Raw genomic sequence first — 19,619 nt, 5'->3', positions numbered from 1 at the left:
AAGACAGAAGTTAGAAGGTGGTGTGTTATGGGTTTCAAAAAATGTAACTGGTTTAATTTTCTTGTTGTTACGAGTGTTGCAATTGTTCGGAAAATTATGGATGGGAAGAAAACCTATTATCTCCATATAAATCAAGTGGTTTTGCTGTTGGTGGCGGTAATGTGCAGAAACCCAAAAGAAAAGCTGCATTAACGAGCAATTGTTAATGGTGTTTTTATGGTGTGTAAAATCGTACGGAAGATATTGTACGGTTTTTTAACACATAGTAAATCAGTGTGTTTTCGGGCTTCTTGCTTTGCTGGTGTGCCGAAATGGATATTTGGGACAGGCTTGGTTTGTGTGAGGTGATGCTTTCAGGTATCTTGAAATCGTTTTCAGGAGCAGTTAAGTGCTCTGAATTGTTGTTTGTTGACCCCTTTTGTAGAGTGGGGTGTAATATATTTAAAATAGAAGAAAATGATGCGATTATTTGGACTGGTATTTCTTGTCCTTTCTTTATGGGCATGTAATGCAAAACCTGAAAAAGAAAATTGGTATGAGATATCAGAATTACTGTTTGAAGATTCCTTTAGCGAGGGTAGTTTAGACAATTGGATTAGCGAAATTCAGGAAGATTCATGTAGCTCAGTTTTGGTGAAAAACGGCAAGATGGATATTGATGTTTGTAAGGGAGCTTCCATTTGGCTGGATCAATATTTCGAGGGTGGAGTTCTAATTGAATATGATGTGACAGTAATAGGAAAAGGCGGTCCAAATGATAGAGTGAGTGATTTGAATTGCTTTTGGAATGCAACTGATCCTAGAAGCCCGAAGGATCTGTTTGACTCTCCCCGAAAGGCGTCAGGCATGTTTCACGATTACGATACTTTACAATTGTACTATGTAGGAATGGGTGGCCACAATAACACAAAAACTCGCTTCCGTCGTTATGCAGGAGATGGGAACAAACCTCTGCTTGCTGGACATGATTTGGCCTCTCCAGATGTGTTAATAGAAGCAAACAAGACATACAAAATTCAGCTAATTGCTTTAAATGGTCGAGTGCAGTTTATCCGTGATGGAGTAATAATATATGACTTTAAGGATGAAGAGGCCTATGAAAATGGTTGGTTTGGAATACGAACGATAAATAACCATATGAGTGTAGACAATGTGAAGGTATTTCAAATAAAAGGAAGAAATGAATAAGATTTATAGAATAAGTATCAGCATGCTTGTTATAGTTTGGCTATCGGTGGTTATGCTTGCTGCTCAGAATGTGACCAGAGTAGGAAATCAGAAAGCGTTGATATCAGCATTAGAATCAGGAAGTAGATTGATTGAGTTAAAAGATGGAGAATACCATGGTCTTTGTTTAGACCTGAAGTGGAGTGGGAGCAAAGAGCAACCAATTGTGGTAAAGGCAGAGCATCCAGGAAAAGTAATTGTAATGGGAAATACTTCCATCGTACTTTCAGGAAGTAATATCGTTCTATCAGGGATCGATTTCAATAAAGGAAAAAGGGATAAGGATGGGGCATTGGTTTTGGTGTCAGGAGAAAATAATAGAATAACAAATTGTCGATTTCGCAATTACAATCAAGTTACCGGTGTTTGGGTGCAATTGAATGGACGCTACAATCGAGTGGATCATTGTTGGTTTGAGGGAAAAACTTCAGGTGCAAGTTACATTAATGTTGATGTACCCAAGACTGGTGGCAATCATCATCGGGTAGACTACAATTATTTTTCACGCCCTCCTCTTGGCAGAAATGGAGGTTCAGCCATGCGTATTGGTCATGGTTCAATGGCAAAGCGCTATTGTTATACTACGGTAGAATTCAATCTTTTTGAAGATTGCAGTGGGGAAAGTGAAATTATGTCATCGAAGAGTTGTGGAAATACCTTCCGTTACAATACATTCTATAATTGCAAAGGAGCATTGAGTCTTCGTCAAGGAGTAGAAGGAATTGTGGAAAGTAACTTTTTTATCTCCAATAGAGAAGGAAAAAACAGATGCGGTGGAGTTTCAGTTCGAAGCAGAAATCATTTGGTAGTTAATAATTATTTTAGTGGACTTGCTCCCAAGTCAGGAAGCGTTGTCAACTTTGGTTCTGGATCACCTTCCGATCCTAAAAGATTGGCCCTTGGGCTGATTGGAGCACACTTTCCAAAGACTGCAGAAAATACAATAGCCCATAATCTCTTTGTGAATAATAGATCAGTTTCAATTGATGTCATCCATGATTTAGGGCACCGAAATAAAGTGTTTCCACCGGATAGTTTGTACTTTTTTCATAATGTGATGGTAGGAGGAATGTCTCATATTAAAAAACATACAGAGCCTCAATATCTGGTTTTTGAAGGGAATGTATTCCAGGGAAGAAGTGGAATTAAACCAAACAAAGGCTTGCAGAAGATGAAGGTAAAGTTGAAAGATGAGAAACAAGTTCTCACAGTAAAGAACCCAAAGAGTTTGCCAACAGCTGATATTTCTGCATGGAAAAAGAATTTAACCAAGGAGATGTTGCAACGACTGGATTTTGATCTGGAAAAAGTGAAGACCTCGGGAGTGTATTATTCTCCAAAAGGGAAGCGTGGTGGATTACAACAGATACTTCAAAGAAAAGATGTTGGTCCTGATTGGATGTAAATTGAAAATATACAATACGATAATGAAAAAAAGATTGAAATTTAGATTGGGAGATCTTGTGATGGTAGTCTTGATGATTACTCTTTTTGCAGGAACCATCCGCAATTCACAGGCACAAAATGTAAAGAGTCATCCTCGTGTATTTTTTCAGAAGGATGAATTAAAAGAGTTTGCCGATATGCGTTTAACAACGCATAAAAATGAATGGGAGAGTTTACTCCTGATTTGTGAGAAGCTAAACAAAATGGAGCCCATAGAGCGCCCAAAATCGAAGTTGGTATTTTCATTTCCCGAAAAATTAGCGGCAGTTGCTTTGGTACAATTGCTTGATCCAAAACAAAAATATCAGAAAACTTTTGAGAAGCATTTCTGGACCATCCTGAAATGGAAAGAATGGGACAAATGGATAGAAGGAAAAGGCAAAGGTCCTGGTGGAGATTTGGGAATTGCTCAAGCCTTAATTGCGTTGACGGCCTGTTATGATTGGCAATATCAGAATTTTACCAAGAAAGAGCGTGAATACATCAATCAAAGGCTTATTCGTATTGCTCACCATTTTTATGAAGATTATTCAAGGTTTCATACAAACAGTTTTGCGATCATGAATTGTAATCATGGAACCAATGTGTATGCAGCCTTGAGTGCTGTTTTGTATGGTGTTGACGATGTGCCGAAAGAATATCAAAAAGAGTGGACGGACTGTTTAGAACACAAATATGAAACCCTAACAAGTCAGATGAATTCCTTGATGAGTGATGGCTTTTCTGATGAGGGAGCAACTTACTTCATGTTTCAGTTGAAAACCTATGTACAATGGATGGAGTTGCGCAGAAATGCTTTGGAGAAAGGTTATGGAGAACCTTACCAGAGTTTGGATTGGTTTAAAAATGCTTCAAGCTATTGCATGTATTCTATCTTGCCTGGCGGAAAGGATAACTTTGGAGGTTTGGCGCGTTATGCTGATGCGAATCCAAAGTTCTGGGGAAATCCATATTCGGTATTTCCAGCATTGGCTAAGAACTTACAAGATTCAATTGCGCAATGGTTGTCTTCTAAACTGGAATTAGGAGAGGTTGAGCTATGGCGTGCTGAAAAGAAAACAGAAAAAGATCAGGACCAGAAATCCAATTTTGATGTGTGGAGATACATTTGGAGAGATGCCTCTGTACCTGCAGTGGATTTAAATACACTTCCCAATTGGCACTTTTTTGAAGATGCAGGCATGTATGTTTGGCGTTCTTCGTGGGAGAATGATGCCAGTTATTTTACCATTAAATCAGGTCAACATTATCAAGGGCATGGACAGCCAGATGATGGGCAGTTCATGATTCATAGAGCAGGAGTTCCCTATATTATTGATATGGGTTACTCTTACCCGAAATATACCAACGAACACAATGTTTTATTGGTAAACGGCAAAGGTCAGGTTGGAGATGGAGATATTTGGTCTGAGTTTGGATTGTATCCTGAAAACAAGGATATCTGGGGAAAGACAGATGTGATTCTTAGCACAGGAAAACAAGATGGAAGTGATTACTTCAATTTAATCTGCGATCCAAGCAACATGTATCCTCTGGAAGAATTGGAGTACTGGCACAGAGAGGTAGTGGGCTTTAATGGCATCTTTCTGATGAGGGATGAGATGAAAGCAAAACAGGATGTAGATTTTGAATTACTTCTGCACTCATACACTAGCCGACAAGGAAAGAAGGATGCCTATGTATATGATAAGGATAGAAATGTGAACCCATTTAAATCGGAAAAGGGGAGAGAATGGAAGATAGATCCCCGAAAGGGTAAGGCTCCTTTATTGGTTATAAAGGATCTATCGAATGAGACTTGGATTGAAAAAGTTGAAGAGGCGTGGTTCTACGATAACTATCTGAGAAAGAAAAATGGTGTGGGACACGTTCAGTTAGGGAATGTTATAAAGAGAAAACAACATTCTTCAGAAGCTAACTCATTACTGTTTTTCGGGTTTGAAGATCAATTGGAAGGTAGAGAAATTAAGCCATTGAAAAAGGAAGATGGGCTTGGCATTTATAAAAATGGAAAGTTGGAAACCGAGATTTCATGGTCCGAAAAAGCCAAAACAAATCAATTGAATTTCAAGGGAGAAATGGCAGGTATCCACTTTCAGGATGGAGAGGTAAAAGAATATTTTGGACGAGAAGTGAATGCTTTATCCAGAGGTAATGAAATGTTATTGCAATCTGACAAGCCAATCTCAGTTCATGTACTGCATCAAAAAGAAAAGCTAATCTTACATCTGTCAGGTAATGAAAAATCAGTCTTGAGTTTATCAATGAGCAAGAAACCTCAAGAAGTATTGATTGATGGTAATTCCTCAAATATCAATTGGAGCAAAGGAGTTCTAATTGTACCAGTGGGAGGAAATGAAAAACAGAAAATTGAAATCATATTAAATAACTAATAAAACCATAAAGGGTGTTGCAATTGTTATGCACACCCTTTTTTAATATCAAACTACCCAATGAAAAGATATACCCTGTATTTAATGGGCTTGCTGTTGATGACTTTCACCAATGTGAAAGGACAATACATTGGCCTGGAGAATAGTGTTCCTTCAGGTTGGAGTACCAATAATGGAGCAAATCTGAGTATTAGTGATTCCCACTTTAAGCTGGGAAGTCAATCTGTAAAATGGGATTGGACCAGTGGTGCAGTTTTACAAATTGATAATCCACCTAATTTGAAAACAGCTGTAGATACCTACAAAGGAGGATTGATGCTGTGGATTTACAATGAGGAAGCGTTGGATGAGAAGTTGGTGTTTCAGTTTGGGAAAGGTTCAAATGTTGAGTATCATTTCGAATACGGCATCAACTTCAAAGGTTGGAGAGCTTGCTGGATTAGATTCAAAGAAGATATGAGTGGACCAAAATCGAGTAAGGATTTGGAATTTATGAAGATAATTGCTCCTGCCCATGCACAGGGAGGTAGCTTGTTTTTTGACAGAATGCAATTCCCTTCTAAGCGAATTCACGACAGGGTAACACCAGATAAGCAGCTGCCATACATTAATCCTGCCATGAATCATAACCACTGGGCAGCATTATGGCATTGGTATGATACATACACACATGACATTTCTCTTGAAGCTAGCGTAAGTACTGAGCAGCAGAAAGCATTTGATTCCATTAAGGAGGAAATGATCAAGGCGTATAAAGGAAGTGCACCATCAAGTAGTAAAATTGCTTCGACAAAAGACAAGTTCAGAGCTTTTGAAATCAAGAGAAATGGCGATGTGATTACAGGTAGACCATATGTGAGCGATGACGAATATGATACGGCACATAGAGATGTGAAAATGGATCAGGTAGGACCGGTTTTGCAATCATTGGCTCAAATTTGGTATCACAAAAAGGACAATGAAGCCAAGCAGATGTTTTTCGATTTGTTGGACTATGTGATGGATCAAGGATTGAATGTTGGTAGTGGTATGGGAACCAACCACCATTACGGTTACAATTTCAGGGAGTTTCCTCCTGCCATATTCTTGATGAAGGATGAGTTAAAGACAGATGGTAAACTGGAAGATGCTGCTGCCATGTTGAAATATTGGACAGGAATACAGGAATATAGACTGGCGCCAGAGGTAGGAACTTTGCAAGGTTTAATTGACTCATGGAACACAACCATATTACCTCGATTGATTGCAATTATAGCAATGGATGATACTCCCGATAAGGCAAGAGAAATGAAAGCCATTAAACGTTGGATGGATATCTCTTTGAAAATTGTTCCGGGAACCATGGGCGGTATCAAAGCTGATGGTAGTGGATTTCATCATGGAGGTTTGTATCCGGCCTACTGTAAGGGAGGTTATGCTGGAATAGGAAGTTTTTTGAAGTTTGTAAACGGTACCTGTTTTGCTTTATCTGATGAAGCACGAACGAACTTTGGGAAGGCGCTAATTTGTATGAGAAATTACTCCAACTTATTGGATTGGGGATTTGGAATTTGTGGTCGACATCCGCTTGCAGGAAACATGAGCAATGGTTTGAAGAATGCATTTGCTTATCTGGCCAAATCTGGTAAACCAAATACAAATGAAGAGGTTTGGAGAGAAATGGCTGAAGCTTATTTGCGTTTGGAAACAGCCAATACTAGTCTTGCCCAAGAGTTGATTGCAAAAGGATTTGCTGCGGAAAATGAACCTGATGGAAATTACACATACAATTATGGTGCACTGGGCATTCATCGTAGAGGAAATTGGATGGTGACAGTGAAAGGATATAACAAATATGTATGGGGATCTGAAATCTACTCGAAAGACAATCGATATGGCAGATACCAGAGTTATGGAACTGTTCAGGTGATTGGTTCAGGGAGTCCAGCTAAGGCATCGGAGAGTGGTTTTGTGGAAGAAGGTTGGGATTGGAACAGGTATCCGGGAGCAACCAGTATTCATTTGCCATTGAATTTATTGGAAAGCCCTAATAGTGGTACACTGATGGAAAAATCAGATGAAGGATTTACCGGTGCGTCAAATTTAGATGGTGAGAATGGAATATTTGGAATGAAGCTTAGGGAGAAGGCGCGTACTAATTTTACTGCAGATCACCAGGCCAACAAATCGGTATTTTGTTTTGAAGATAGAATTATCTGTTTAGGTTCTGATATCTCCAATTCCAATTCACAATATCCAACAGAAACCACTTTGTTTCAGGTGAACCTGAAAAATCAGTCGGATGCCATGTTTGTGAATAGCAGCAATGCAGTGACTTCTTTTCCGCTTCAGAACGATTTGACTACAGATAAGGATCACTGGATGGTAGATCCTGTAGGAAATGCGTATTGGATTAAAACAGGGGCAAAAGTTAAGATTTCAAGACTTTCCCAGGATTCAAAACACAATAAAACAAAGAAGAACACTCAGGGTGATTTTGCCAGTGCATGGATCGATCATGGAAGTGCTCCAAGTAATCAGACCTATGAGTATGTGATTCTTCCCGATGCGGATTTGTCTAAAATTCAATCTTTCTCGGAGAGCATGAAGCAGGAGCAGAATGCTGCTTACAAGGTGATTAGACAAGATGAATTCGCCCATATTCTTTGGGATAGAAATACAGATATTACTGGATATGTTTTCTTCCAGCCAACATCAGAGCTTGGTGATCAATTTCTGAAACAAATAAATGCACCTAGCTTGGTAATGCTTCAACCAAAGGAAGACAATAGCAAGTTGAATATGAGTGTTTGCGATCCAGATTTACACTTGCCAGAAATTGCCTATACAACAGCGAAAGCAAGTCAGGAATCGTTGGTAGAATTTGTTTTGAAAGGAAATTGGGAATTGGACGGACAAAACTCAGCCGTAAATATTTTGGAAAGACAAGCGACTGAAACCAGGATACAGGTAAGACTGATAGATGGTATTCCTCAACAGTTTCAACTGAAAAAAGGGGAAGAATTCACTGATGATACTAAGCCAATTATTGGTCATGTTAAGGTGAAGGACATCCAGGAAAAAAGAGCCAAATTGGAATTGACAAGTAATGAAGATGGAACTTTGTTCTGGTATTTGAATTTAGAGAGTAAGGCTGCTCCCACCATTGAGATGGTAAAAAGTGGTAATGGAGCAGAACAGTACGGACAACAAATATGTGTTGCCAACCAGATGTGGAACACCGACCTAACAAACCTTGGGGAGAATAAAAACTATATTTTATATGCTGTAGCAGAGGATGAAGCGGAGAATATCTCCGCTTTGGCTTCATCAGAACCATTCAATACTTTGCTTACAGGTATTAATGATATGGCGAGCAATAAGGTGATTGTGTTTGGAAAGAATGGCAATATCATTATCAAATCACAGCAAATGTTTTCAAAAGATTCTTCGGTTCAGGTTTTTGATCGTTTGGGGCGTGCATTAAGCAGTAAACTCACGCTAAATTCCAATGAATTTAGTATCCCTGTTCAAAGTAAAACAGACATTTTCATTGTGCGCATTCAACAGAAAGGTCAACTCCTTACAAGAAAGGTTTTAATGAGTAAATAATTGGTAGAAAATTAAATTAGATGTTTTTCTTTAGTATGGATCAAAAGAAATATCAATTCATATCTCTATGGATAATTCTGACATTGTTCTTTGTTAGTTGTAAAAGAGATAGCAATCAGCCTGTGCCTGCAGCTGAACAATTGGGCAGTCAGGTAATCGAAATTACAAATACAAGCCATCAAAACAGAACGAAAAGTAATGTAGAAGTCGATTTGCACCGATTGAAAAAAGAGATGATACCTGAAAAGGGGAATACTCTTTTGGTAGTATTGGGTGATAAAATTATCCCATCACAATTGGATGATTTGGATAATGATGGCAAGCCAGATGAATTGGTTTTTCAGGTGAATATCGCAGCCAATGATCGTATAAAGGCTTTGATATATAAGGTAAGTAAAGAGTTTGCTGCCAATTATCACTATAAGAAAAGAACCCATGCTCAACTGGGCTTAAAGAATGGCAAGAAACCGTTCATTATTCGTGATAGCATTTTTTCTGAAAATGGTGATTTGTATAAGGAAAGCATGCATCATGGACCAGCTTTGGAATCTGAAATCATGGCCTACAGAATGTATTTCGATAATAGGAGCAGTATAGATATCTATGGAAAAATTCACCAAAGATTGGAGTTGGATACTACCAAATGGTATTCTAATGATGAATTTATTGCAAATGATTATGGAGGAGATATCCTATTTGTTAGCAAAACCATAGGGATTGGTTCGTTGCGCACATGGAATGGCAAAAATGCTGAAGTTGTAAAAGCAAACAAAGGAAGGTATGCGATTGTAAGAGCAAGCGGACCTGTACGTTCTGTAATTGATATGTGTGCTCTGGGTGTAAATGGTAGTGAAGAGTTGTTGTCAAGGATGATGATTTATGCCGGACATCGTGAGATGATTTACAGAGCTTACTTGCCCAAAGAAATGAGTGCTGAATTCTGTACTGGAGTGCGAAAAATGGACGGAGCTGATGTAAGGATCAATAAAGAGGCCGGATACATTTCACTTTGGGGAACAGATTATCCAAGAATTAATCATGAGAAGTATCCCAAAGTTACGGTTGGTTTAGGTGTTGTGGTACCAGAGCAGTGGCAATCCAAGCAATTCATGGATGATGAGTTGAACCATTTGATAGGTGTGCAACCAAAGGATCTATTCATGGAGTATTACGTGACTGCTGCCTGGAATCAGGAAAGAAATGGAATTCGAACAGCAGATGAAATGGAGGAGTATATGAAGAATCTTTCTCTAAGAGTGAATGCTCCTTTGCAGATTTCATATTAAAAAGCTTAGAAGATATAGCTTGAGTTTATAAATGAACCTGTTTCTTTAAATTCAAGCCCAAAGCACAGCAAGAATAAATTGTTCTTATCGCAATTATGCTGGGTGCTTTGGGCTTGTTTATTTGGTTTTCTGGGTAAAATTCCAAAGTTTCGGAAACTGCCCGCTTCAGTTCGGAAAGTGTCCGCTACGGTTCGGAAAGCATCCGCTTCAGTTCGGAAATTGTCCGCTTCAGTTCGGAAAGCATCCGCTTCAGTTCGGAAAGTGCCCGCCCGAGTTCGCCGAATGCCCGCCCGAGTTCGGCGAGTGTCCGCCCGATTTAAAAATTGCCCGCCGCAATTCGACCAATCCAATTGCAAATAGGATAAGCATTCGCTCAAAAATCTGGGGCGTATTTTTAATCTGTTTTACATCGATCTCACTATAATTTAGGATATGCCAAATGCTCTCCACTGTGCCTATCGACAGGAGTTTGTGCATCAACTTTTTGCAGATACGATTGTAATTGAGTGCAAAGTTTTTTCGCTATTTCAGGATGCTCATCAATCAAATTGTTTTTCTCGGCAATGTCATTTTCCAAATCGAATAGCTCTGCCTTTTCATCTTCATATCCGTAGCAAAGTTTCCATTTTCCCATTCTAATAGAGCTAAAGGGTTTGATACTTGGATAGGTTTCTCTTAAGCCTTTCCATGCCCAGTAGTGTGGGTAGTGAAAACAAATCCCTTCAGGACGATCAAAGGATCCCTTGCCGGTAAGAAGAGGTGTCAAGTCTTTTCCATCAATAGTTTCCAGAAATTCCTCAGGAGAAATTCCTGCCATTTGAAGAATGGTTGGGAAGAAATCGTCGCTGCATACAGGTTCGTCACATTGAGTGCCAGGTTTTACTTTTCCAGCCCATTTTACCATCATTGGAACTCTGATGCCTCCTTCACGGCAAGTCCCTTTTCCATCGCTAAGGGGAGCATTGGTGGTTGGATGTCCTGCATGAGTCACCAAGCCTCCATTATCTGACATGAAGATGATGATGGTGTTGTCAGCAATTTTAAGCTCATTCAACTTGTTCATTACAGCGCCCAAACTGTTATCCATACTGGCTACTATGGAAGCATATTTTGCTTCGGCTTCGGTTTTTCCTTCCTGAATAAATTGTTGAACCAACTCTCTGTGCTCCTGAATGGGAGTGTGAACGGCATAGTGTGCAAAATTCAGATAAAACGGTTTCTTCTCATTCGAAAGTTTTTCGATTAGCTGTGTTGCTTTTACAGTTAGTGCATCGGTAAGGTAGAGACTGTCTTTTTCGAATTCGTTTAGATCGGGAACCTTGTATTTGCTGCCTTCTTTTCCGTAAGGATAATAGTAAGAGGCTGGGTGACCCGCATGATGTCCTGCAATATTGTAATCGAAGCCTAACTGTTTTGGATCAGCACCAGAGGTTCCCGCTTTTCCGAAGTGCGCTTTCCCAATGTGAGCCGTTGTGTAGCCATGTTCGCGCAATATTTTTGGGAAGGTGATGTCTGATGCTGTTAATCCATTAATGTTCCAATCAGGAATGAATAATTTCTGTTCCGATTCAGGAACATCATTTCCCTGTCCTGGAATCCAGTTGGTGATTTGACTTCTGGCTGGGTTTTTACCCGTAAGAATGCTGCATCGGGTAGGTGAGCAAACCGGGCTGGCTGCATAAGCATTGGTAAATTTGATGCCCTGTTGAGCCATCAATTCCATATTCGGTGTTTTCTGGTATTTGTTATTTGGCGTTGCAGTTTTGCCAAAAGGAACCGAGGTGTCGGTCCAGCCCATATCATCAACCAGGAACAATATGATATTGGGTTGAGTTTGTTGTTCAGAAATTGTACAGCCACTAAATAGCAAAGTACCTGCGCATGCAATCAAGCTTATATAACTTGATATTTTTGTTGCTAGTTTATTCATTCTTAGAATTAGGTTGATTTAGAACTAAAATTAGAAATTAAAGTTTATGATTAAAAATAAGATAAATAATATGGTAATGGTCCCAATATTTGAAACACTTGTAAATAAAGTAGATTAAGTAGATGTGTACAATAGTGGTGTATGATATTGGAATTGATTTGTATGATTTTGCACAAGTAGGATGGAAGGATGTAGCAACTTTGAGAAAAATCCTAGAATCTGTTTAAAATTTGTTTTTAGAATTTTTTTATCGATGAAAAATGAAGGATAACAAGGCAAATTTTATGCGAATAGTGGTTCTATTTAAATAGAATTTAACGCAGTTAGGCTTCAGTTTTCATATAAAAAAGCTAAAGGATAAAGTTTAATAAGATTCTTATAAAACAAATCATCAGTGAAATTAAACAAGATTATACATGCAATGTGGCCTTTGGTTTTAGGTGCTTGCGCAACAGGAACGAGTAAAACAGCAGATGAAAAGTTGCAACAACCCAATGTAATTTTGGTTGTGACCGATGATCAGGGATACGGTCAGTTGAATTTCGATTCCGACTCCTACACCCATGATCAGTTAAAAAATACCAAGGTAACGAATCGATATACGACTGCGGTAGAAGCGGCATATGAGGCAGCTCAATCGGCCATGCCACAAACTTCAAAATTGGCCAACGAAGGAATAAAGTTTACCAATGCCTTTGTAGCTTCAACAACTTGTGCTCCATCACGTGCTGCATTGCTTACAGGCAAGTATACGCAGCGTTTTGGAATCTATAATAATTACGATGCAGAAGCAGGAGTTCGTCCTAATGAGAAATTTCTGTCAGAAACTTTTCAGGAAAATGGTTACAAGACTGCCATGATTGGAAAGTGGCATTTGGGAGAGTTGACGATTGATTCTTTGGTAGAGAAGACTCGGGATTATCATCGCGACGCCATTTACGGCTGTGTGAAAAATCAACATCCATTGAGTAAAGGTTTCGATTACTATTATGGATTTAATTACCATGGTAGCAATTACTACAATGCAACAAGTTTGTTTAGAAACTACAAACATGTAAAATCTCAGGGATACATTACCGATGAGTTTACCGATGAGGCATTGAAGTACATTGAAGAAAACCAGAATGATCCTTTCTTCATGTTCTTATCTTACAATGCTCCGCATATTCCACTAGAGGAACAGGCACCAAGAAAATACCAAAGATTTGATACTGGGAATCCTGAGGTTGACAATTACTATGCTACTTTAGCAGCAGTTGACGATGGTATGGGACAGATTGTATCAAAATTGAAAGAGCTGAATCTTGATGAAAACACAATGATTTTGTTTGTAAGCGATAATGGTGCTGTGGTTGATTCACCACTACCACTTAATGGAGCATTCAAAGGCAATAAAGGTCTGATGTTCCAGGGAGGTATTCATGTTCCAATGTTTGTTTGGGCGCCAGGATTAATCAAATCAGGAAAAGTGATTACCGAAAATGTTTCGGCAATGGACCTTTTGCCAACAGCATTGGCTGCTGGAGGTATTGATGTTTCCAATTCGGTAGATGGGATAGATTTGCAGAAGGTGATAAAAGGTGAGAAACTAAATGAGCAAAAAAGACAATTGTTTTGGGCAGGTTGTCAGGCCTACCACTGGAGTGATAAAAATCTTGATTTTTGGGCAGGCTACGAGCAATATGTGAAAGGTAGCAAAGAAGTGACTGTATTTCCATCAAGTCAGTACCGTGAATATTTGTCTGATCCGGCAGGAACCGTTTTGGAAGGTGATTACATGATGCACTATTATCCTGTGGGAGACAGATATGAATTGTTCAATATCAAACAAGATCCGGGTGAGCAGAACAACCTCGCTGAAGAAAAACCAGAATTGACTAGCCGATTGAAAACAGCTTTCGACCAATGGATCATTGAAATGGAAAAGCCAGTTGAGTGGAAGACGGAGACTTGGGCGAAACTATTGCCAAAATCATAATTGGTGAATTGAATTATTGGAATTAAATTACTCGAATATCAGAAGAAGGATATGATTCAAAAAATAAGTAATACAATATTATTGGGAGTTGGTACTCTGTTGCTGCAATCTTGTGGAGGAGAAGCTACAAAAACACAAGCAGAAACAGACAAGCCTAATGTTCTATTCATTTCGGTAGATGATTTGAATGACTGGACAGGAGTTTCGAAGGGACATCCTGATGTGAAGACTCCTAATTTGGAACGTTTGGCACAAAGAGGAGTGTACTTTACCAATGCTCATGCATCGGTTGCTGTGTGTACGCCATCTCGTTTGGCAGTACTTTCATCATTGGCGCCCACTACAACAGGTTGCTATACCAACAAGAGCGGCACACGAAATATGGATGTTTGGAATGAGGTGAACCTATTGCCTGTTCACATGCGTGAGAATGGATATCATACCATGGCTTGTGGAAAAATAGAAGGGCATGCTTGCTGGGAGATAGAGGAGAAGTTTGAGCATCAGAAATTGTGGGATGAGAGAAAACCAAGAGCTTATGCTTTAACAGAGAAATTAATTAAAGATGGGAATCGTTATGGAGCTCCCGATTTTTATCCTTTTCCTATGGGCGGCTCTGGAACTGTAAAATACAACAAAGAGCATGGTACAAACTTTCCAGGCTTTTCCTTATGTGCGGGGCCTATTGATAGAGAATATTTGCCGGAAGGTAAAATGCCTGATGAATTGAATGTAGAATGGGCCATTGAAAAGTTGCAGAAGGATTACGACAAGCCATTTATGTTGGGAGTTGGATTTTTACGACCGCACGTACCTTATACTGCACCTCGTGAATATTTCGAGATGTATCCATTGGATCAGATTGAAGTGCCAAAAGCGATTGATGGTGAATTTGTTGATATCCCAATTTACGGAAAAGCTATGGCTGAAGGAATTACAGAGCCAGGAGCTGAACACATTGTCAGAACTCTTGGCGAAGATTACAGAAAACAGTTGGTACAAGGTTATTTGGCATCCATTACCTTCATGGATGCTCAGTTGGGTAAACTATTGGATGCTTTAGACAAGAGTAAATATGGTAAGAATACCATCATTGTTCTTTGGTCGGATCATGGACAGTGCTTTGGAGAAAAAATGAACTGGCGTAAAAATAACATATGGAACGAGGCCACAGTTGCTCCAATGTTATGGGTTGTTCCTGGCGTAACAGATGGAGGACAGGTAAATAAAAATGCGGTTAGTTTACTGGATATCTATCCAACCTTAACTGGATTGTGTGATGTAAATAAGAGTAAGCAGCAGGATGGTGAGGATATTCTTCCTTTATTACAGGATATGAATGTGAAGAGAAAAAAGCCAGTAGTAAGCACATGGACTTATGGTAGCCATTCAATCCGCAGAGACAATTGGAGATACATTCGTTACAATGATGGATCGGAAGAACTATATGATGAGGTTAAGGACTTTGGTGAGCACACCAATTTGGCAAATGATCCAAAATACAAAGCTGTGATTAAAGAGTTGAAACAATATCTGCCTAAGGATATTTACCAACCAACAGATAAGAATAAGGAGTATCACATGATTAATAACAGAGTAGAAAGGTGGACCAAGAATCCGAAAAGTATGCCTGATTACTTGAATTAGCTATTGTAGTTTAACACAGGATGTATTACCTGAAGGTTATAGTATTGACCTTTTATATTTCTGTATTTGAAAAGAAATAAGAATTACATTATTAAAATTAATTCTCTGAATGTATTTAAATAATGCGATGTAAATTATAAATAATGAAAACATATAAAGTAAATAAAATTAAGAATGACTGTCTGAATATTACAGGCGGAGAAATGCACCCAGTATGGGAAATGGCTAATATAAATCAAGATTTTAATTATCCTTGGGAAGACAATAAAGTTTCTTCGATGATTTTTAGAGCTTTGTATGATGAAAAGAACTTTTACTTTAGATTCGATGTTGAGGAAGAGAATGTACTTACATTCGTTGATCAAAATCATAAAATGGAGGTTGTTGATTCTGATCGAGTAGAGATTTTCTTCAGAAGAGACAAGGAATTAACTCCATATTACTGCCTGGAAATGGATGCCCACGCAAGAGTTCTTGATTATGTGGCTAATTATTACAGAAAATTTGATTTTGTATGGCAGTGGCCAGCAGATAAATTGCAAGTAAAAGCTTCAAAAAGCTCTAAAGGTTATGTTTTTGAGGGAGCCATTGATTTATCATCATTAAAAGAATTAGGCTTATTAAATAATAATACATTAGAAGCGGGATTGTATAGAGGTCATTGTATGGCATTACCTGCTGATGAGAAAGAAGCTGATTTAAGATGGATTTCGTGGGTGAAACCAGATGCTGAAGAGCCGGACTTTCATATCCCTTCTTCATTTGGTAAGTTGATTCTAAGATAATAAGAGGTAAAAGATAAGAAGAATGAAGAAGCAAATTCTTGTAACAGGAGGAACTGGTTTTATCGGTTCTCATACTGTTGTTGAGTTACAAAATAGCGGTTACGATGTTGTAATTGTAGATAATTTATCGAATTCAAAAATTGAGGTTTTAGACCAGATTGAAGCAATTTCAGGCATTCGACCTAAATTTGAAAATTTTGATTTAACGGATAAGCAAAAGGTAAATGACTTTTTTAATGAATACGCTAATTTAGATGCAATTATTCATTTTGCAGCCTCTAAAGCAGTTGGTGAATCAGTTGAAAAACCTTTGATGTATTACCATAACAACCTGAATTCACTTATGAATATCATGGAATGCATGAATGAGTTTAATGTAAATAATCTGGTATTCTCATCATCATGTACTGTATATGGTCAGCCTGATAAGTTGCCAGTTACAGAGCAAACACCAAGGAAAGAAGCAGAATCGCCATATGGTAATACCAAAAGTATTTGTGAAGATATTATTCGCGATACAGTACATGCCAATTCTAGTTTAAAAGGTATTGCATTAAGATATTTTAACCCAATTGGAGCACACGAAACCGCAAAAATTGGAGAATTACCATTAGGTGTTCCCAATAACTTAATTCCTTTTTTAACGCAAACCGTAGCAGGTATTCGACCTGAATTGAGTGTTTTTGGGAATGATTATGATACTCCTGATGGGTCAGCAATTCGCGACTATATACATGTTGTGGATTTAGCAAAAGCACATGTTGTAGCCATTGAACGGTTGTTGGAGAATAAGAATCAAAATGGCTATGAATACTTTAATGTGGGTACTGGGAATGGAGTGTCTGTATTAGAGATTATAGAATCTTTTGAAAGAGCAACAGGAGAAAAAGTGCCTCATAAAATTGTAGATCGTAGAGCAGGAGATATTGAAAAGATTTATGCTGATACTACCTTTGCAAATAATGAATTAGGTTGGAAAGCAGAAAGTACATTAGATGAAACTTTGCTTTCAGCATGGAAATGGCAGGAGAACATTAACGAGTAAGCCACCATCAAATACAGAAAAAGCCATTAAATCATCGATTTAATGGCTTTTCTTGTTTGGTGGAGCTGCAGGGAGTCAAGGTTCGGGAGTAAGTGTTTAAAAATCAAGAGTAAAGGTTTTGTTGGTGTCCGAATAGGTGTCTGAAATTTTATATTTTTAATAAAAAATATTTCTAAAATCTTGAGCGAATGTTTTTCAAACTTGTCTCTATAGTTTTTATTGAGATATTGGAAACTCCACTTGATTCAGCATACATTCTCCAATTGTCGATGATATTTTTTATCTTATCGATAATTACCTTTGCTTTGTTGATAGAGAATATATTTGCCAATTCTAGCAACTCTTCCTTTCCTGGATCTACATAGTTTTTAGCGCAAGCTGTACTATGGTATCCCTGAGAAGATGAAGAGAATGTCAGGTCATAAGCAGGAGCAAGCGACCAGATTCCTTTAGCATTCATTAGGAACGCAAAGTTTTTGGAATGATCATCACGGTTATGTGCTAAAATATTAAATACAGTCCTGCGGAACATTTGTTCAGCTGCTTGTGCATTATTTGTTAGCTTTTTTGCTTGGAAGATTAAATTCCCATAGTCAAGTGTGCTGTGTTCATAGTCATCATGAAGAAGTCCTGCAGCTGAGAGCATATGAAGTTTATTATTCCCGACTCTATCAAAACGTTTGGTTCCAAAATAACTGTTCCCAGATTCGCTATTAAACACTCTACACTCAGACATTTCTATTCCTGAATCTAAAGCCATTTTATAATAGGCCAGTTCTATATTGGCAATATCCTTTGAATCTTCATTTGCTGCAAATTTTATAATCCAATGTTCATATCCTTCAGGGAGATTTGCGATGCCACTGATGAGAGAATCTGTCTGTGGATTATATCCTGCATAAATTTTTGGTCGTGCTCCACCGGGACTACCTCCTCTTCTGAAGAGCTGATCAATTACAACACTGCTTTCACCTCTTAGTACATCTGAAATATTGTTATTTAATTTATCCAGATTAATTTCTATAGTTTGTTGGTCCGATTCAACACTTGGTTTGTATTGTAGTGCTCCTAAACCATTTTTACCAGCAAATGTTAAGTGATCGAGTGCATTTAAAGATTCAATGGCTATTCGGTCAGCACTGAGGCGTTTCTTGATTAACAAGTACCCCCATGCATCTGGTAAAGAGTCAGCGAATACTCCAAAGAGACCATTGAATGGTTTTTCTTCAGTAGTCTGAGGGGTATCGTTAAACGCTAATTGATTGGGTGATAGATTTGTTCCTGATTTTAAATAAGCATCACTATACTTAAATAATATTTTCCGACCATCTATAACAATCTGACCTACTAATTCTTCTAGTTCAGAAAATTGTATATATACGTTAAGTTTTGTAGTCCCCATAATCAATAATCAAATAGATCTTTTTTTCGTTTCATATCGTTTGGTAGCAATATTGATTCAAAGTCTGACAGACGATTGAGAACCTCACAGATCTTTAGAAATGATTCAAGAGAAATAATACCTGTCAACTCGAATTTTCTAACACTGGCGTAAGCTACTCCAGACCTTTCTGATAATTCTTTCTGAGACATCTTCTCCTGTTTTCTTAAGGTTCTGATGTTTTTTGATAAAAGAATCATTATCTCTTTAGGTGAATTTTGATCTCCATACTCTCCCATATCTACTATTAATTTAGAATGTAAAGATACAAAACTTGCATTTAAAATGCTATAATAGTAGCATTTTGTTGGTGATTATGGCATGTATTGATACTTGGATAGCTATATGAAGTCAATGATTTGTTCCGTACTTAACTTACATCTTAAGTGAGCAAGTTTAATGTTTTCTACTAATAAAAATCTTCCTTTATTTTTTGGTAATTATCGATTATGTTGATATATAGTTTTTCGATAGAAACTGCTTGTTGTTATAAGAGTTCTACTTATTTAGCTTAAGTAATAAAGTTTTTAATGAGTAAGAGAAGTGGACGAGTGAACGCATCAGGATATGGTGTTCTCTTGTTTCGTTATACTTACTCGGGGTACTTTGTGATACCTGTCTCAGGTATAATGGAATAGAGGATATGCCTTTTTTTTGCGCATAATTCAAAAAATTATGGAAGCACTACTTAATCTTGATACAACACAAATTAATCTGAATGATTTATCAGTTAAAGAACGGTTTTGCCTTGCTTCTTTTTTAGAAGTAGCTTACGTATTAAATTCAAATGACTTAAGTGTAAAAATGAGCCCTTCCGAATACAGGGATAATTATATTTTCAAACACCTTA

12 protein-coding genes are annotated in these 19,619 nt (G+C 38.0%); 9 read left to right on the top strand and 3 right to left on the bottom strand.

Annotated elements, in window-relative coordinates; genetic code table 11:
* The first annotated feature begins 456 nt into the window (after positions 1–456).
* The 5 genes from DF185_RS09480 to DF185_RS09460 are packed head-to-tail and all read left to right on the top strand — an operon-like array spanning position 457 to position 9,943.
* Positions 457–1,188, top strand: coding sequence for a DUF6250 domain-containing protein (locus DF185_RS09480; protein WP_110360498.1), 732 nt, complete (start codon positions 457–459; stop codon positions 1,186–1,188).
* A complete protein-coding gene (locus DF185_RS09475; protein WP_110360497.1) occupies positions 1,181–2,632 on the top strand; it encodes a polysaccharide lyase 6 family protein in 1,452 nt (483 codons plus the stop codon). Before DF185_RS09480 ends, DF185_RS09475 begins: the two co-directional genes overlap by 8 nt.
* 22 nt (positions 2,633–2,654) lie before the next feature.
* The gene (locus DF185_RS09470; protein ID WP_165835992.1) at positions 2,655–5,066 is read left to right on the top strand and encodes a DUF4962 domain-containing protein; all 2,412 of its coding nucleotides are present in this window, start codon (positions 2,655–2,657) and stop codon (positions 5,064–5,066) included.
* A 60-nt stretch (positions 5,067–5,126) separates the two neighbouring features.
* Positions 5,127–8,657, top strand: a complete 3,531-nt coding sequence (locus DF185_RS09465) for a chondroitinase family polysaccharide lyase (protein WP_110360495.1) — start codon at positions 5,127–5,129, stop codon at positions 8,655–8,657.
* 20 nt (positions 8,658–8,677) lie between these two features.
* A complete protein-coding gene (locus DF185_RS09460) occupies positions 8,678–9,943 on the top strand; it encodes a DUF4861 family protein (RefSeq protein ID WP_110360494.1) in 1,266 nt (421 codons plus the stop codon).
* A gap of 418 nt (positions 9,944–10,361) precedes the next feature.
* Here DF185_RS09460 and DF185_RS09455 read toward each other — a convergent pair whose 3' ends face one another.
* Positions 10,362–11,873 (bottom strand): sulfatase, encoded by a 1,512-nt coding sequence (locus tag DF185_RS09455; RefSeq protein WP_110360493.1) that lies wholly within the window; start codon positions 11,871–11,873, stop codon positions 10,362–10,364.
* Between the two features lie 394 nt (positions 11,874–12,267).
* On the opposite strand from DF185_RS09455, the gene DF185_RS09450 reads away from it, so the two are divergent.
* From DF185_RS09450 to galE, 4 genes are all read left to right on the top strand, one after another.
* A complete protein-coding gene (locus DF185_RS09450; RefSeq protein WP_133250010.1) occupies positions 12,268–13,851 on the top strand; it encodes a sulfatase-like hydrolase/transferase in 1,584 nt (527 codons plus the stop codon).
* Between the two features lie 51 nt (positions 13,852–13,902).
* Positions 13,903–15,498, top strand: coding sequence for a sulfatase (locus DF185_RS09445; protein WP_110360491.1), 1,596 nt, complete (start codon positions 13,903–13,905; stop codon positions 15,496–15,498).
* Positions 15,499–15,641: 143 nt separating this feature from the next.
* Positions 15,642–16,283: a sugar-binding protein gene (locus tag DF185_RS09440; RefSeq protein ID WP_110360490.1), complete on the top strand. Its 642-nt coding sequence runs from the start codon at positions 15,642–15,644 to the stop codon at positions 16,281–16,283.
* Between the two features lie 22 nt (positions 16,284–16,305).
* Positions 16,306–17,328, top strand: a complete 1,023-nt coding sequence (galE, locus tag DF185_RS09435) for a UDP-glucose 4-epimerase GalE (protein WP_110360489.1) — start codon at positions 16,306–16,308, stop codon at positions 17,326–17,328.
* Between the two features lie 172 nt (positions 17,329–17,500).
* Here galE and DF185_RS09430 read toward each other — a convergent pair whose 3' ends face one another.
* Positions 17,501–18,730: a type II toxin-antitoxin system HipA family toxin gene (locus DF185_RS09430; RefSeq protein WP_110360488.1), complete on the bottom strand. Its 1,230-nt coding sequence runs from the start codon at positions 18,728–18,730 to the stop codon at positions 17,501–17,503.
* A gap of 2 nt (positions 18,731–18,732) precedes the next feature.
* Positions 18,733–19,008: a helix-turn-helix domain-containing protein gene (locus DF185_RS09425; RefSeq protein ID WP_110360487.1), complete on the bottom strand. Its 276-nt coding sequence runs from the start codon at positions 19,006–19,008 to the stop codon at positions 18,733–18,735.
* Between the last annotated feature and the right edge of the window lie 611 nt (positions 19,009–19,619).

The organism is Marinifilum breve (assembly GCF_003202155.1).
GTDB classification, from domain to species: domain Bacteria; phylum Bacteroidota; class Bacteroidia; order Bacteroidales; family Marinifilaceae; genus Marinifilum; species Marinifilum breve.
Note: the sequence above shows the minus strand (reverse complement) of the source record. Positions and strands in the feature narration are given on the sequence as shown.

Coding starts and splice junctions, on each gene's coding strand:
- DF185_RS09480 (WP_110360498.1), top strand. CDS start 457: ATGATGCGATTATTTGGACTGGTATTTCTTGTCCTTTCTTTATGGGCA.
- DF185_RS09475 (WP_110360497.1), top strand. CDS start 1,181: ATGAATAAGATTTATAGAATAAGTATCAGCATGCTTGTTATAGTTTGG.
- DF185_RS09470 (WP_165835992.1), top strand. CDS start 2,655: ATGAAAAAAAGATTGAAATTTAGATTGGGAGATCTTGTGATGGTAGTC.
- DF185_RS09465 (WP_110360495.1), top strand. CDS start 5,127: ATGAAAAGATATACCCTGTATTTAATGGGCTTGCTGTTGATGACTTTC.
- DF185_RS09460 (WP_110360494.1), top strand. CDS start 8,678: ATGTTTTTCTTTAGTATGGATCAAAAGAAATATCAATTCATATCTCTA.
- DF185_RS09455 (WP_110360493.1), bottom strand. CDS start 11,873: ATGAATAAACTAGCAACAAAAATATCAAGTTATATAAGCTTGATTGCA.
- DF185_RS09445 (WP_110360491.1), top strand. CDS start 13,903: ATGATTCAAAAAATAAGTAATACAATATTATTGGGAGTTGGTACTCTG.
- DF185_RS09440 (WP_110360490.1), top strand. CDS start 15,642: ATGAAAACATATAAAGTAAATAAAATTAAGAATGACTGTCTGAATATT.
- galE (WP_110360489.1), top strand. CDS start 16,306: ATGAAGAAGCAAATTCTTGTAACAGGAGGAACTGGTTTTATCGGTTCT.
- DF185_RS09430 (WP_110360488.1), bottom strand. CDS start 18,730: ATGGGGACTACAAAACTTAACGTATATATACAATTTTCTGAACTAGAA.
- DF185_RS09425 (WP_110360487.1), bottom strand. CDS start 19,008: ATGGGAGAGTATGGAGATCAAAATTCACCTAAAGAGATAATGATTCTT.